At 67.2% G+C, this 14,234-nt stretch carries 9 protein-coding genes and 1 tRNA gene; 7 read left to right on the forward strand and 3 right to left on the reverse strand.

Annotation, left to right across the window (positions count from 1 at the left end; all coding sequences use genetic code 11):
- Nucleotides 1-51 precede the first annotated feature (51 nt).
- Complete coding sequence (locus ASC95_RS32425) at nucleotides 52-651, forward strand: hypothetical protein (protein WP_369820583.1); 600 nt, start codon at nucleotides 52-54, stop codon at nucleotides 649-651.
- Nucleotides 636-1,115 carry a Crp/Fnr family transcriptional regulator gene (locus ASC95_RS06945; protein ID WP_369820584.1) on the forward strand — a complete coding sequence of 160 codons (480 nt, stop codon included), beginning with the start codon at nucleotides 636-638 and terminating at the stop codon, nucleotides 1,113-1,115. Before ASC95_RS32425 ends, ASC95_RS06945 begins: the two co-directional genes overlap by 16 nt.
- Before the next feature lie 31 nt (nucleotides 1,116-1,146).
- Here ASC95_RS06945 and pepA read toward each other — a convergent pair whose 3' ends face one another.
- The 3 genes from pepA to ASC95_RS06960 form a co-directional block, all read right to left on the reverse strand.
- Nucleotides 1,147-1,941, reverse strand: coding sequence for a flocculation-associated PEP-CTERM protein PepA (gene pepA, locus ASC95_RS06950; RefSeq protein WP_057296951.1), 795 nt, complete (start codon nucleotides 1,939-1,941; stop codon nucleotides 1,147-1,149).
- Between the two features lie 165 nt (nucleotides 1,942-2,106).
- Nucleotides 2,107-2,183, reverse strand: a tRNA-Met gene (locus tag ASC95_RS06955).
- A 54-nt stretch (nucleotides 2,184-2,237) separates the two neighbouring features.
- A complete protein-coding gene (locus tag ASC95_RS06960; RefSeq protein WP_057296952.1) occupies nucleotides 2,238-3,884 on the reverse strand; it encodes a rhamnogalacturonan acetylesterase in 1,647 nt (548 codons plus the stop codon).
- Between the two features lie 120 nt (nucleotides 3,885-4,004).
- Here ASC95_RS06960 and ASC95_RS06965 point away from each other — a divergent pair, with 120 nt between their 5' ends.
- From ASC95_RS06965 to ASC95_RS06985, 5 genes are all read left to right on the forward strand, one after another.
- Nucleotides 4,005-5,357 carry a PD40 domain-containing protein gene (locus tag ASC95_RS06965; protein WP_057296953.1) on the forward strand — a complete coding sequence of 451 codons (1,353 nt, stop codon included), beginning with the start codon at nucleotides 4,005-4,007 and terminating at the stop codon, nucleotides 5,355-5,357.
- 376 nt (nucleotides 5,358-5,733) lie between these two features.
- Complete coding sequence (locus ASC95_RS06970; protein ID WP_057296954.1) at nucleotides 5,734-8,877, forward strand: TonB-dependent receptor; 3,144 nt, start codon at nucleotides 5,734-5,736, stop codon at nucleotides 8,875-8,877.
- Between the two features lie 96 nt (nucleotides 8,878-8,973).
- Nucleotides 8,974-10,806 carry a rhamnogalacturonan lyase gene (locus tag ASC95_RS06975; RefSeq protein WP_057296955.1) on the forward strand — a complete coding sequence of 611 codons (1,833 nt, stop codon included), beginning with the start codon at nucleotides 8,974-8,976 and terminating at the stop codon, nucleotides 10,804-10,806.
- The gene (locus tag ASC95_RS06980; protein WP_057296956.1) at nucleotides 10,803-11,792 is read left to right on the forward strand and encodes a glycoside hydrolase family 43; all 990 of its coding nucleotides are present in this window, start codon (nucleotides 10,803-10,805) and stop codon (nucleotides 11,790-11,792) included. Before ASC95_RS06975 ends, ASC95_RS06980 begins: the two co-directional genes overlap by 4 nt.
- Nucleotides 11,792-14,206, forward strand: coding sequence for a glycosyl hydrolase 115 family protein (locus tag ASC95_RS06985; RefSeq protein ID WP_057296957.1), 2,415 nt, complete (start codon nucleotides 11,792-11,794; stop codon nucleotides 14,204-14,206). Before ASC95_RS06980 ends, ASC95_RS06985 begins: the two co-directional genes overlap by 1 nt.
- The last annotated feature ends 28 nt before the right edge of the window (nucleotides 14,207-14,234 follow it).

A 14,234-nucleotide genomic window follows, 5' to 3' on the forward strand; every position in this document is an offset into this window, starting at 1 on the left:
CTGCGGTTGAAATGAAAACGACCCGGGGTGCCCCGAGCCGTCGTGCCCGGCATGACGAGCCAAGCGCCCGGCATTGTAGCCACGGTACCGATTCAACCTGGTTGCGGCTCATGGGCGGCAGTCCCCGCATGGAAAGCATTCGGCAAATTTTTCAAGCTGGCCGCGCCGGCACCCCTTCGGTGCAAAGACGGGCAGCAATTGCCTGCCGCTGCTTGGGGCGGGAACGGCCTTTGCCATTTGAAATATTGGCAGGTCGTCCATCCACCGCGCCTAGAGCGCATTCACGGCAAGAACATGAAAGATTTACCCGCTCTCCATGCCGCCGATGACCGCTCGACCGCGGCAGTTCACGCTCAGGCCTGGCTGCAGGACGACGTGGAGGAAGGTGTCCGGCGCGGAGCAGCTTACGCGGACGACTGGCGTTACAACAGACTGCTGGCGGCGCTGATGCCGGACCACCGCCAGCGGTGGCTGGCGCAGGCGGAATGTGTCTACCTGCGCCCCGGCCAGATGCTTCACGAAGCGGCAGCCTTCATCCAGTGGGTGTACTTCCCGATCACCGCGTTGGTATCGCTGTCGGTGCCGGATCGCGCAGGCGCCTGCGCAGAAGTGGCGACGGCGGCCGCGAAGGTGTCGTGGGTCTGCCGTTGATCGACGGCAACTACACACGCAGCCGCGCCGTCGTGCACGTGCCGGGCAAGGCCCTGCGCCTGCGTGCCTCCGCCGTGGCCGAGGAATTCGCGCGCCATGCCACGGTGCGTCGGCTGCTGCTGGCCTATTCGCAGGCCCTGGTCGCCGAGATCATGCAGACTGCTTTATGCAGCCGGCATCATGGCCTGGAGCAGCAGCTCGCGCGCCTCATCCTGCTGCGGATGGACCGGCAGCAGTCCGATGAGCTGACCATGACCCAGGAATCCATGGCCGGCATGCTGGGCGTGCGGCGCGAAAGCGTCACGCTGGCCGCGGCTCGGCTACAGCAGGGCGGCTGTATCCGCTATGCGCGGGGCCATATCTCGGTACTGGATCGCGGCGGACTGGAGACGCGCACCTGCGACTGCTATCACACCATCCGCTGCGAGTTCGAGCGTTTGCTGCGGCCACGGCCGCTCTACTGACGCCGGGGTCGGAGCCCCGGCGCCCCTTGCGTCAGCCCTGCTTGCGCTGGCGACGGTAGCCCAGGAAGCCCGCGGCAGCCAATCCGCACAACAGCATGGCGGTGCTGCTCGGCTCAGGCACCGGCGCAAAGTTCAGCGATCCGCCGCCTTGGCGAATGCGGAAGCCTCCCGCGAAGGGCTCGACCTGTGACGGCGTGTTGGAGAAGGCCGTCAGCGCGACCGAATAGAAGGGATCGGGCGAGAAGAAGGTCGGCTGGTTCAGCGTCACCGTCAGCATGGCATTGGCCGACGGGCTGAAGGTGCCGCCGCCGGTTGGCACTGTCAGCACGCTGCCCGAGATCAAGGTGCCGCTGGCCAGCGCCATCTCACCGCTGGCTGTTTCGGTAGGCGTGTTGCCGCTGAAGCCGAAGGTCGCCGTGCCGTTGTAGCCGTACAGCGTGTACGTCAGAGTCGTGAAGTTGCCGAAATTGAAAGTCGTGGTCGGATCGTTCGTCGTCGTTGTGCCGGTACCGGTGAAGGCGAGATACAGCCCGTAATCGGTGTTCAGGCCAGTGGGTGTGAGAGCGTTGCCGCCAAGCTGGAAGCCGGTGATGGGCAGATAGCCGGTCTCGGTGAAGGTGCCGCCCGCGTCGATGGCGACGGTGGAATAGTCCGAAATCAGGATGTTGTCGGCCGTGAGCGACGCGCCGTTCAGCCCGACCGCGGCGGGATCGAGGGTGAACGAAGGCAGGGCCGCGGAAGCGGCGGCGCAGACCGTCATCAGCGCGACGGCGATCGAGGCGCGTTGCAGGCTTGGGAACCGCGACTTGCTGGGGTTGAGCATCATGCGAACTCCTTGATGGATCGCCCGCACCATGCGGGCGTGCGGCAGTACAGCAGTCGTGCAAAGCGGCGTCTGTGCGCGCGCTCACACATGCATCCCCAACACCAGTGGACCTGGATCCGCCCAAACGAAAAGCCCGCACAGCGCGAGCTGTACGGGCTTGGTATTTGGTGGCGCTTCAGGGACTCGAACCCCGGACCTGTGGATTATGATTCCATCGCTCTAACCAACTGAGCTAAAGCGCCTGAGCCCGCCATTCTAAGCGAAGTTTTTTGAGGCTGGCAAGCAGTCGCGAAAGATCACAGCGTGGGCTCGCGCAGATAGGCCTGCAGCGGCTTGCCCGGCAGGCGCTTCAAGCCCTCGACGACTTGCGTGGCGTTGAACACGGCGCCGGCGGCATTGGTGTGGGTGCGGGCGTCGGAAAAATACGCATCGACGCGCTCGGCGCCGATGGTGCGATAGGCCTCGGTCACCAGCATCGTCAGGTCGATGAACTGGGCGCCGTTCTCGCGCGCCACCTGCTCGCCCCAGGCGGCGTAGTTCTCGAAATCGCGCGGCTGGCCCGCCTGCCAGCGGTCCTTGTGCGGGATGGGCGACAGGATGACGACGCTGGCGCCCTTGGCCTTGGCGTCGCTGATGTAGCGGGCGAGGTACCAGCCGAAGCTTTGCACCATCTCCTTGCTGCCATCGGGCCGCATGTCCTCGACCGTTTCGGGGCCGATGCCGGGCACCGAGCCGCGATTCTTGCCGGCCGGGTCGCCGATGCGGGCGCCGTCGTTGTGGCCGAACTGGACCAACAGCGTGTCGCCGGCTTTCAGTTGCTCCAGCACGGAAGCCCAGCGGCCTTCGGTGAAGAAGGTGCGGCTGCTACGCCCGCCGATGGCGTTGTTGACGATGTTGATGCGCTGGGTGTCGAAGAAGGGTGCAAGTCGCTCACCCCAGCCATAGGCGCCGTTCTGGCCGCCGCTGCGCACGGTGGAGTCGCCGATCAGCACGAGGCTGGGCAGCTTGGGATCGCGGGGCGCTTCGGCCTTGACCTTGCGGGCGTCGACGACGGGCCGGTCGTCTGAGCCGTCGGGCGCGAAGCGGCGGGTGTAGACGGCGTCCGGCAGCACCTTGTTCTGGATCAGCCCGGCGATGACGAGCTGTGCGTTGACCGCCGCGCCGAGCCAGTTGGTGTGTACGGTCTCCTGCGGCATGTCGGCAGGGAAGAGCTTCTCGACCGTGGCCTTGCCCAGCGCCTCGTAGCGCAGCGCGCCCCATTCGTTGAGGTCGATGAAGGCCACGCCTTCCTGCTTGGCGACCTCGGCGGCCCAGGCGGCGAAGTTGCCGCCGGCGCGCGTCACCGTCACCCCATCCGCCTCCCAGCGCTTGCGGATCACGGGCGAGCAGACGACGGGTGTGGCGCCGGCCGCGCGGATTTCGGCGATGTAGCCGCGCAGATAGGCGCCGTAGGTGTAGACCGTCTCCCGCTTGCCGGTCAGCTGGTTGTCGATGTCTTCCTTCTCGGGCCCGGTGCCGCGCAGCACGCCGCGGGCGCGGCTGTTGTCATTGACCGGGCTGGCATCGTTGTGGCCGAACTGCATGACCACCCAGTCACCCTTCTTGATGAGGGACTTGGTGCGGTCCCAGTGGCCGCTGGTGCGATAGGTGCGGCTGCTCAAGCCGCCCACGGCGCGGTTGACGACGTTGATCTTGTTCGCGTTCAAGTAGGCGGCGATGGGGTTGCCCCAGCCCCACTGGCCTTCGGCGCCCTTGCCCTGGCCGTCGTCCTGGCCATTGCGCACCGTCGAGTCGCCGATGAGGATGAGGGAGGGCAACTCGGGCCGCGCCGGCTCGGGCAGCTTGACCTGCGCACGGGCCGGGTCGGTGCTGGCGGTGAAGGTCTGGGCCTGTGCCAAGGGCAAGGCGAACAGCGAGAGCAGGGCGATGAGCGTGCGGATCATGGCGCGCATGCTAGGAGGAGGCCGAGTCGCGACGGCGCAAGTTCTTGAGCGATTGAGGCTCAGCAACATCGCGCAACAGAGCCGGTCCTAGAGTCGCGCCACTTCTACCGGGCATCCATCATGTCGCTTCGCAAGACTTCCCTGCTGCTGTGCCTGCTGCTGGCCACGGCGTCCACCTGGGCCCAGATCGGCCAGCGCTTCCCCTCCGAGAAGCGCGTCGTGCCCGACCCCGTCACCGGCGTGCCGCTGACTTTCCTGACGACCCAACCGCGCGGCGACTCCAAGATCTACCCCAGCCACCCGCAGTGGACGGCCGATGGTCAATGGCTGGTGTTCCGCTCCAACCGCGTCAAGGGCGAGGCCATCGCCGTCAACGAGGCGACCGGTGACATGGTGCAGGTCACCGAGGGCGGCTATGACGGCATGCTCAACCTCGCGCAGTCGGGCGGCAACAAGCTCTATTTCCTGCGCAAGGACCCCGGTGGTGCGGCCAAGGTCATGCAGGCCGTCGAGGTGGACCTCGACCGTGTGTTTGCCGACAGCAAGGTCGGCGCCATGAAGCCGGCGAGCAGCTACCAGCGCGTCATTGCGACGTTGCCGGCTGAACTGGAGGCGTTTGGCGACAACGCGCTGGATGCCGACGGCCAGTGGTTCTACTTCCGCATCCAGGGCAAGGCCTACGCTGGGGCGCGGCTGCCCGCCGGCACCAAGATCGAGCCCCCCTTCGGCCCGCGCGGCATGGGCGCAGGCCCGCACGCCATCGGCAAGGTGAACGTGAAGACGGGCGAGATCCGCCATGTCGTCTCCGTGCCCTTCCAGATTGGCCACATCCAGAGCAACAGCTGGAACCCGGGTGAGCTGGTGTTCAGCTGGGAGACGGGCGGCAAGTCGCCGCAGCGAACGTGGACGGTCAAGGGCGACGGCAGCGGCTTGCGCCCGCTCTACCCGGAGGCGTCGTATGAATGGGTCACGCACGAGGCCTTCATCGGCAAGGACGAGGTGGCGCTGGCCATCATGGGGCACCGCGCCATCCCAGGCGTCGTCGACCCGAACCGCCCGGCGGCCACCGACGTGAGCGGCGCCAACCCGGGCCAGGACGCCGCCTGGGGCGATGCCGGCACGCGCGAGAAGCCGACCGGCCTGGCCATCGTCAACCTGCGCACGCGCGAAGTGAGCCTCGCCGGCCAGACGCCGTCCGGCAGCGGCCTGTGGCATGTGCATGGCTCCGCCGACGGGCGCTTTGCGGTCGGCGACGACTTCAGCCGCAGCCTCTACCTGATCGACCGCCGAACGCGCGAAATGATTCTGCTGACCACCGGCCACAAGACGACGGCGCGTGATCATCCGCACCCGACTTTCAGCCCCGACGGCCGGAAGATCCAGATCCAGTCCGCCATGCTCGCCGCCGACGGACGCGAGATGAATATCTGCATCGTGCCGGTGCCCCAGGCTTGGCTGGAGCGCAAGCCCTGAGATTGTGTGGTGACGGATTTGATGCCAATATTCAAATATTGATATTTGACAAATTCGAATGAGCCTGCCGCCGGCGGATTTGTTGATATAAAAAATTTTGCGCCATATTGCCTAACGTGCAAACCGGGGCAGGCGACTGGTGCCACGGCCGCATCACTGGCCACTGGGGCGTCGCTCGCTCAACGGCTGGGCCGGGTTAATCAGGAATTTGAGCGAATCTGCGCCTTTCAAGGGTTTTTGCGGAGTCGAAGCAATCACGGTCGTGATTCTTTGCCGGCGTATGAACACGGCAGGAAACCGGCCTCTAGACTGTCTTCGGGGCATTAAAGAGAGCCTTTTCGAGTTCTCCCCGGTTGGTATTCTGGAGACAGACAAAATGCTGAAGAAGATTCACGGCGGCACCCCGGTTTTGCGTTGGACGCCGCTCGCCCTGGCCATCTCCGCAGCGCTGGTGGGCCAGGCACACGCCCAGCAAGCCGCCGCGCCGGCCCAAGCCGCATCTGCGCCAGCGGCTGCTGCCAACGCCCAGCAGCTCGAGACCGTCACCGTCACCGGCATCCGCCGCTCCATCCAGAGCGCCATTGACCGCAAGCGCAATGCCTCCACCGTCAGCGACAGCATCGTTGCGGAAGATATCGACCAGTTCCCGGACAAGAACGTCGGCGAGGCGCTGTCGCGCATCACCGGCGTGCAGCTGTCGCGCTCGTTCGGCGAAGGCTCGCAGGTGTCCATCCGCGGCGTCGAGCCCGACCTGAACCGTGTCCAGATCAATGGCATGTCTGTGCTCGGAACCAATGGTGGCGCCGGTCGCGGCGCTGAGTTGCGTGAGCTGGCGTCGGAGCTGATCGCTTCCATCGACGTCATCAAGGGCTCGACGGCCGACCTGACCGAAGGCGGCATCGGCGGCACTGTGGAGATCAAGACGCGCAAGCCGCTGGACTTCACCAAGCGCACGATCGCCGGCACCCTGTCGGCCGAGCAAGGCAGCCTGCGCGGCGGCATGCAGCCGCGCGGCACGCTGCTGCTGGCCGACAAATTCCTGGACAACAAGCTGGGCCTGATGGCCAACCTGGTCTACGACAAGGTCTACACGCGCGGGGACTTTGCGCGCAACACGTCGTGGGCCTTCTTGCGCGACTGGGATTTCTCGGCCGACAAGACCGTCACCAGCCTGAACGCCAACGCCGCGGCCGTGACCACCAAGGCCGGCTGTACCAGCCTGGCCACCGCTGACCAGGCGCCCTGCCTGAATCAGTGGTTCGACTACTCGCCGCGCATCTCGCGCTACGGCATCTGGACTCGCGACCACAAGCGCAGCTCCGCCGAACTGACCGCGCAATACCAGTTCACCAAAGACCTGGACGCCTACGTGAGCCACGAGGTCAACACGCAGGCGCAGCGGCTCAACGACATGAACTACGGCACCGACTTCTCGGCGGTGACGCGGCTGAACTCCGCTGGCAATGCGCCGGTCTACCGCGCCGACGGCACCGTGCAGACGGCCGGCACCTGCGTGGCCGCGCCCACGGCCAGCACGCCGGCCGGCATGGTGGTCGACAACCACCACGTCACGCAGTTCACCGTGGGCAACTGCCTGAACGTGGCCGGCCAGGGCGGCCAGGGCGCGTTCAGCACGTCGGCGCGCGACTTCGCTCTGGACATCAAGTCCAAGTACACGCAGGCCGGCTTCAAGTTCAAGAACGACAAGTGGCGCGTCGAAGGCCTGCTGGGGGACTCCACGTCGGACTACAAGAGCGAGAGCAATAACATCGTGCTGACGCAGAACGCGCCGGGCCTGGTTGTCAAGCTCGACGGCAGCCACCTGCCGCAGTTCACCTTCCCCAGCGCCTACAGCCCCGACAACGCGTCGTCCTATGTGCAGGCGCAGCTGCAGTACCGCCCGTCGGCCACAAAGAACACCGAGCGCCAGGGCAAGCTGGACTTCCAGTACAACTTCGACCACAGCTTCTTCCAGAGCCTGTGGTTCGGCGGCCAGTTGCGCGAGTCCAGCTCGCGGCAGTTCAACGGCGGCGGCTATCTGGTACAGAACAATGGCCTCCTGAGCAACACCAACGAGGCCGTTGACATCAACGCCCGTACCGCCAACGTCAACCAGACCTTCATCTGGGACCCGCTCTACACGGGCACCGCGCAACGCCCCAACGACGCGCAGACCTTCATCAACAGCGGTTTCAAGACCTCCTATGTGACAGGCGCGCGCATGCAGGAGATCGTCAACACGATCCGTACCAAGTCGCCTGGCACCTTCATGGGCGGCTATAGCGACGTCAGCGGCGTGCCCGCCAACTGGACGGCGCCGAGCTATGCGACGACGGCGTCGTCGGGCATCTTCGACACCAGCGATTTCTCCCACAAATACCTCTACTCGACGCCCGGCAGCGACGGCAAGACCTATCCGCAAATCCCCGCCTTCGACGTCACCGAAAAGGTCAAGGCCGGCTATGTGCGGCTGGACTGGGGCACCGAGGTGATGGGCCTGCCGCTGGACGGAAACGTCGGCGTGCGCTATGCCCGCACCGACATGACCACGACCGGCCTGCAGACAGACCGCACCTGCGACCCGGCCGCCGTGTCGACCTGCTCGGTCCTCGTGAACGGCAACAAGGTGGTGTCGCTCAGCAACAGCTACAACGACGTGCTGCCCAGCCTGAACGCCACGCTGCAGCTGATCAACGGCAAGCTGCTGGTGCGCGGCGGTGCGGCCAAGGTGATGGCGCGACCGGCGATCGACCTGCTGGCCCCCAACGTCACCTGCACGACTGGCAGCGGCTCCCCCGCGCGCCCGGGTGGCGACGGCACCGACGACTGCACGGCCGGCAACCCCAGCCTGAAGCCCTACCGCGCCACCAAGTACGACCTGAGCGTGGAGTACTACCCTGGCCGCGATACGCAGGTCAGCCTGGCCACCTTCCGGACCAACATCGGTACCTATGTCCGCAAGGGCGTCGTGAACCGCGGCGTCAACTTCTACGGCGACGGCCGCCTGTTCGACGTGACCCAGGCCGTCAACGGCGAGGGTGCCAAGACTCAGGGCCTGGAACTGGCGGGCCGCACGGCGCTGTCATTCCTGCCCGGCTTGTTCGGCAACCTCGGTGTCGACGCCAACTACACCCGCATGACGTTCAGCTACGCCAAGGGCAACGAACTCATCAGCCCGCTGGACGGCTCGGTGCTGCCGTATCCCGGCCTGTCGAAGAACTCCTACAACCTGGGCGTTTGGTACGACGACGGCGACTTCAACGCCCGCCTGGCCTACGCCTACCGCGACAAGTACTACAGCGGCACCAACGACGTGTCGGGCAACCCGAACTTCAGCGACAAGACCGGCTACCTGGATGCCAAGATCCAGTGGAAGGCGACCAAGAACTTCACGCTGGCCCTGGAAGCCAAGAACCTGACCAACCAGGCCGAGCTGACCTATGCCGGCGACCTGGGCCGCCCCAACGAGTTGGCCTGGTCGGGCCGCCGCTACTACGTCACACTGGGCTACAAGCTCTGACCTGATTTGAACTCCCGGGCCGGCATGGCCTCTGTGTTGCGCTGACCGCGCGCCGGCCCCCGCCTGAAGCTGGGGCCGCTTTTTTTGACCGTCACCATGAGTCTTCTGCGCCACCTCCTCGTCTGCTGCCTGTTGTTGGCCGGCGCCGCTCAAGCCCAGCCCAGGCAGATGGAGAGGCTGGATCGTGGCGTCGTTGCGTTGACGACGTCGTCCGGTGTCTTCGTCAGCTGGCGGCTGCTGGGCACCGAGCCGTCTGGCGTGCGCTTCAATGTCTACCGCGACGGCAAGCGCATCAACCACGAGCCGCAGGCGCTGACCAACCTTGTCGACGCCCAGGGCCGCAGCGACAGCCTCTACACCGTGCGCGCCATTGTGGGCGGCCAGGAGCAGCCTGCGTCCGCCGCCGTCGCGCCGTGGAGCCAGCCCTATCTGCGTGTGCCGCTGCAAAAGCCCGAAGGCGGCGTGACGCCCGACGGCGTGGCCTATCGCTACGAAGCCAACGACGGCACTGCGGCCGACCTGGACGGCGACGGCCAGTACGAACTGATCGTGAAGTGGCAGCCCACCAACGCTCATGACAACTCGCACAAGGGCCACACCGGCCACACGCTGCTGGACGCCTACAAGCTCGACGGCACGCGGCTGTGGCGCATCGACCTCGGCCAGAACATCCGCGCCGGCGCCCACTACACCAGCTTTCTGGCCTACGACTTCGACGGCGACGGCAAGGCCGAGCTCATGATGAAGACGGCCGACGGCACGGTGGATGGCACCGGCAAGGTGATTGGCGACGCCACGGCCGACTACCGCAACGAGGCTGGCTACGTGCTGGCCGGCCCCGAGTTCCTGACCGTCTTCAACGGCCTGACCGGCGCGGCCATGGCGACGGCGCCCTACACGCCGCCGCGCGGCGACGTGGCCGCCTGGGGCGATGCCTACGGCAACCGCGTCGACCGCTTCCTGGCCGGCGTGGCGTATCTCGACGGCAAGCGCCCGAGCGCTGTCTTCTCACGCGGCTACTACACCCGCGCCGTGCTGGCCGCGTGGGATTGGCGCGATGGCAAGCTGACGCAACGCTGGATATTCGACAGCGACAGCGACGCAGCGAGCAAGCCCGCCGCAGGCCAGGGCGCGCACTGGTTCTCGGTCGCCGACGTCAACGGCGACGGCCTGGACGACATCATCTACGGCGCTGCCGCCATCTCCGGCACCGGCAAGCTGCTCTACAGCACCGGCCTGTGCCACGGCGACGCGCTGCACGTCAGCGCCTTCGACCCGGCGCGCAAAGGCCAGCAAGTTTTCATGGTCCACGAGACTCCGCGTTGCTACGGCGAGCACGGCCTGGAGATGCACGATGCCGCCACCGGCAAGGTCTTGTGGAGCATGTCTGGCAAGAACACCGACGTGGGCCGCGGCGTCTGCTTCGACATCGATCCGGCCTGGCCCGGCTCCGAATGCTGGGGCTCCGTCGGCGGCCTGATGAGTGCGGGCGGCAAGCTCATCAGCGAGCAGCACCCCAACCGCTACAACTTCGCCATCTGGTGGGACGGCGACCTGCTGCGCGAGTCACTGGACCACGTCGCCATCGACAAGTGGAACCCTGCCAGCTTCAAGTTCGAGAACCTGTTGAACGGCAAGACCTTCGGCGCCGCGTCCAACAACGGCACCAAGGGCAACCCGGTGCTGTCGGCTGACCTCTTCGGCGACTGGCGCGAGGAAGTCGTCTGGCGCAACGAGGACAGCACGGCCCTGCTGGTCTTCTCGACGGCCGTGCCGACTGAGCACCGCCTCGTCACGCTGATGCACGACCCGCAATACCGCGTGCAGGTGGCCGCGCAGAACGCCGGCTACAACCAGCCGCCGCACACCAGCTTCCACCTCGGCCACGGGATGAAGCCGCCGCGCTACCTGCCGATCACGACGCCATGAGGTTCGTTGCACTGTTCCTGCTGGTGCTGTTGATCGGCTGCGCCACGCCTGAGCCCGCCCCGCGCCCGCTCTACCGCGACCCGGTGCTGGACGGCGCGGCCGACGTGTCGCTCGTCTTCAACCGCGGTCTGAAGCGCTGGGAGATGTTCTACACCAACCGCCGCGCGACGCTGCGGCTGGACGACCCCAAGGACGTGAGCTGGGTGCACGCCACGCCGATCGGCATCGCGACGACGGACGACGGCAACCACTGGCGCGCGGCTGGCGAGGCGAAGTTCCCTGCCGAGTGCACCGGCGCCACGTTGTGGGCGCCCGAGATCCAGGACTTCGACGGCGTGTACCACCTGTGGCTGACCATCGTGCCGGGCGTGCACAAGAGCTGGACCGGCGAGCGGCGCATCGAGCACCTCACCAGCACGGACCTGCGCAACTGGACCTGCGCCGGCAAGGCGGACCTGGGCTCGCCCAAGGTCATCGACGCGTCCGTCATCCGCGCGCCGCAGGGCGGCTGGCGCATGTGGTTCAAGGACGAGCAGGGCGGCAGCAAGCTGAAGGTGGCTGACAGCCCCGACATGAAGACGTGGACCGTGCGCGGCCCGGTCAGCCAACTGCCCGGTGAAGGGCCGACGGCGTTCCAGTTCGCCGGCAAATGGTGGCTGGTGGCCGACCTGTGGAAGGGCTTGCTGGTGCTGCGCTCCGACGACGCCGAGCACTGGCAGGAGCAGCCCACGCGACCGCTGGCCGGCATCGGCGAGCACCCCACCGACCGCGCCAAGGGCCAGCACCCGGGCGTCACCGTTGTCGACGGCCGGGCTTACCTCTTCTACTTCACGCACCAGAGCGGCGAGCCCGAAGCGAAGGCGGACGACCGCTGGCACCAGCGCACCGTCATCCAGGCAGCGGAGATGAAGCTGCAGGACGGCTGGCTGACCGTGGACCGCAACGCGCCGCCGCCCGATCTGCGGTCTGCATTCAAGGCCCGCTGATGCGCGCGCTGCTGCTGGGTCTGTGGATCGGTCTGGCTGGCGCCGCGCAAGCCGGGCTCAACGTTGCAACCCAGGCCACGCCGAGCAGCGTGCCGCTCGACGGCGCCGTCATCATCGCCGCGCCGGATGCCGACCCGCTCGAAGCTTTCGTCGCCCGCGACCTCGCAGATGACCTGAAGCGCGTGGGCCTGCAAGCCAGCGTCGGCGGCAAGGGCGCCGTGCAGATTTGGGTCGGCACCGCGGGCCGCCATGCAGCCATCGACGCCGCCGGTCTGGACCTCAGCAAGCTCAAGGGCTGCTGGGAGTGTTTCCAGATCGCGCTGCTGCGCAATCCGAAGCCTGGTGTGAAGGCCGCCCTCGTCATCGCCGGCGCCGACCGCCGCGGCACGGCCTATGGTGTCTACACGCTGAGCCAGGCGCTGGGCGTGTCGCCCTGGCATTGGTGGGCGGACGTCGCGCCGCTCAAGCGAGGGCCGTTGCATGTCAGCCTGACCGAGCCGCTGAATGACGGCCCCGCCGTGAAGTACCGCGGCCTCTTCATCAACGACGAGGACTGGGGCCTGTTCCCTTGGGCCGCCCACTCCTTTGAGTCCGAGGCAGGCACCATCGGCCCGCGCACCTACGAGCAGGTGTTCCGCCTGTTGCTGCGCCTGAAGGCCAACACGCTGTGGCCGGCCATGCACCAGGTGTCGGGTGCCTTCAATGCCAACCCGCGCAACGCGGAGCTGGCGCAGCGCTACGGCATCGTCATGGGCTCCTCCCACGCCGAGCCGCTGCTGCGCAACAACGTCGCCGAGTGGAAGGCGCCGGCCGAGCAGTACAACTACGCAACCCATCCTGAACAGGTGCGCGACTATTGGGCCGAGCGGCTGAAGACGAACGGCCGCTTCGACAACCTTTACACGCTGGGCATGCGCGGCATCCACGACTCCGGCATGCAGGGCGGCGGCACCGTGGCCGAGAAGCAGGCGCTGCTGAACAGCCTCATTGCCGGCCAGCGCGGGCTGTTGGCGAAGCATGTGGGCGACCCGGCGGCGCTGCCTCAGGTTTTCGTGCCCTACAAGGAAGTGCTGCCTTTGCTGCCCGGCCTGGCCCTGCCCGACGACGTGACGCTGGTCTGGCCCGACGACAACTTCGGTTACCTCCGCCAGTTCCCGGATGCCACTCAGGCCAAGCGTTCGGGCGGCTCGGGCGTTTACTACCATCTGAGTTATCTCGGTGCGCCGCTGTCCTATCTGTGGCTGAGCACCACACCACCCGCACTCGTCGCCGAAGAAATGGGCCGCGCCTTCGATGCCGGCGTGCAGCGGCTGTGGATCGCCAACGCGGGCGACATCAAGCCGCACGAGGTCAACCTCAGCCACTGGTTTGACCTGGCCTGGAACCCGGCTGCCGTGCGCGCACAAGGGCAGGGCGCCTACCTCCGTGAGCTGGCCGTGCGGCTGTTCGGCGTCGACGAGATCGCGTCGATCTGGGACGGCTACTACCGCGTCAACTTCGAGCGCCGGCCCGAGCACCTGCAGTTTCAACTGCCCGGCGAACGCGCGCGCCGCAGCGGCCTCGCGGCGGCAGCCGTCAACGAGCGTCTGATGCGCTTCGCCCAACTGCTGGCCGGGCTCGACGCCGTGCGCCCGCGCATTGCCGCCGCGCAGCGCGACGGCTTCTTCCAGCTCGTCGAGTACCCGCTGCGCGCCTCGGCGCTAGCCAATGAGCGCTTCTTCGCGCTGGAGCGCTACGCCGCGACGATGGAGCGCGACCCGGCCGGCGCCCGGACCATCGCTGCGCAGGCCGTGCGCGCGGACCAGCGCCTCAAGGCCTTGACCGCGCGCTACAACGCGGGCCGGTGGGCCGGCGTCCTTGCCGAGGAACCGGCCGACGGCTTGTGGACCAGCTACCGCCAGCAGGCGCCGTTGCTGCCGGCGGCGGGCCTGGGCGGCAGCGCTCCCGACGCACTGCGGGACCTGGCCCTCGCCTCGGCCGACCTCGCCCCGTTGCTGCTCGTCGAGCCCATCGCGCCGCTGCTGCGCGTCATCGCCGCCGAAGGCTGGCGCCTTGTAGCCGGCCTGGGCCGCGGCGACGGCGTGCTCGTCGCGCAACAGCCCGGCGCGCTGGTGACGCTGCAGGCGCCGGCGAGCGACGCGGCCTGCCTGCGCGTCCACGTGCTGCCGACCTATCCGCTCGCCACCGGAGAGCCCTGGCAGGCCGATGTACTTGTCGACGGCCAGACCCACGCGCTGCGCTGGCCGCGCGGCCTGCAGGACGCCGTGTGGGGGCAGGGCGTGCTGGCCAACCGCATCACCGCGTCGCTGACGCTGCCCGAGCGCACCAGCCCGCTGCGCCTGCAGCTCAGGGCCGGCCAGCGCGACCTCATGTTCGATGGCGCGGAGCTGCTGCCCGGTGCCTGCCGCCCCTGACCGCAAGCAAGACTTCGACACCTTCAGT

The sequence above is a fragment of the Pelomonas sp. Root1217 genome (genome assembly GCF_001425705.1).
Classification (GTDB): Bacteria; Pseudomonadota; Gammaproteobacteria; order Burkholderiales; family Burkholderiaceae_C; genus Pelomonas.

Coding starts and splice junctions, on each gene's coding strand:
- ASC95_RS32425 (WP_369820583.1), top strand. CDS start 52: ATGACGAGCCAAGCGCCCGGCATTGTAGCCACGGTACCGATTCAACCT.
- pepA (WP_057296951.1), bottom strand. CDS start 1,941: ATGATGCTCAACCCCAGCAAGTCGCGGTTCCCAAGCCTGCAACGCGCC.
- ASC95_RS06960 (WP_057296952.1), bottom strand. CDS start 3,884: ATGATCCGCACGCTCATCGCCCTGCTCTCGCTGTTCGCCTTGCCCTTG.
- ASC95_RS06965 (WP_057296953.1), top strand. CDS start 4,005: ATGTCGCTTCGCAAGACTTCCCTGCTGCTGTGCCTGCTGCTGGCCACG.
- ASC95_RS06970 (WP_057296954.1), top strand. CDS start 5,734: ATGCTGAAGAAGATTCACGGCGGCACCCCGGTTTTGCGTTGGACGCCG.
- ASC95_RS06975 (WP_057296955.1), top strand. CDS start 8,974: ATGAGTCTTCTGCGCCACCTCCTCGTCTGCTGCCTGTTGTTGGCCGGC.
- ASC95_RS06980 (WP_057296956.1), top strand. CDS start 10,803: ATGAGGTTCGTTGCACTGTTCCTGCTGGTGCTGTTGATCGGCTGCGCC.
- ASC95_RS06985 (WP_057296957.1), top strand. CDS start 11,792: ATGCGCGCGCTGCTGCTGGGTCTGTGGATCGGTCTGGCTGGCGCCGCG.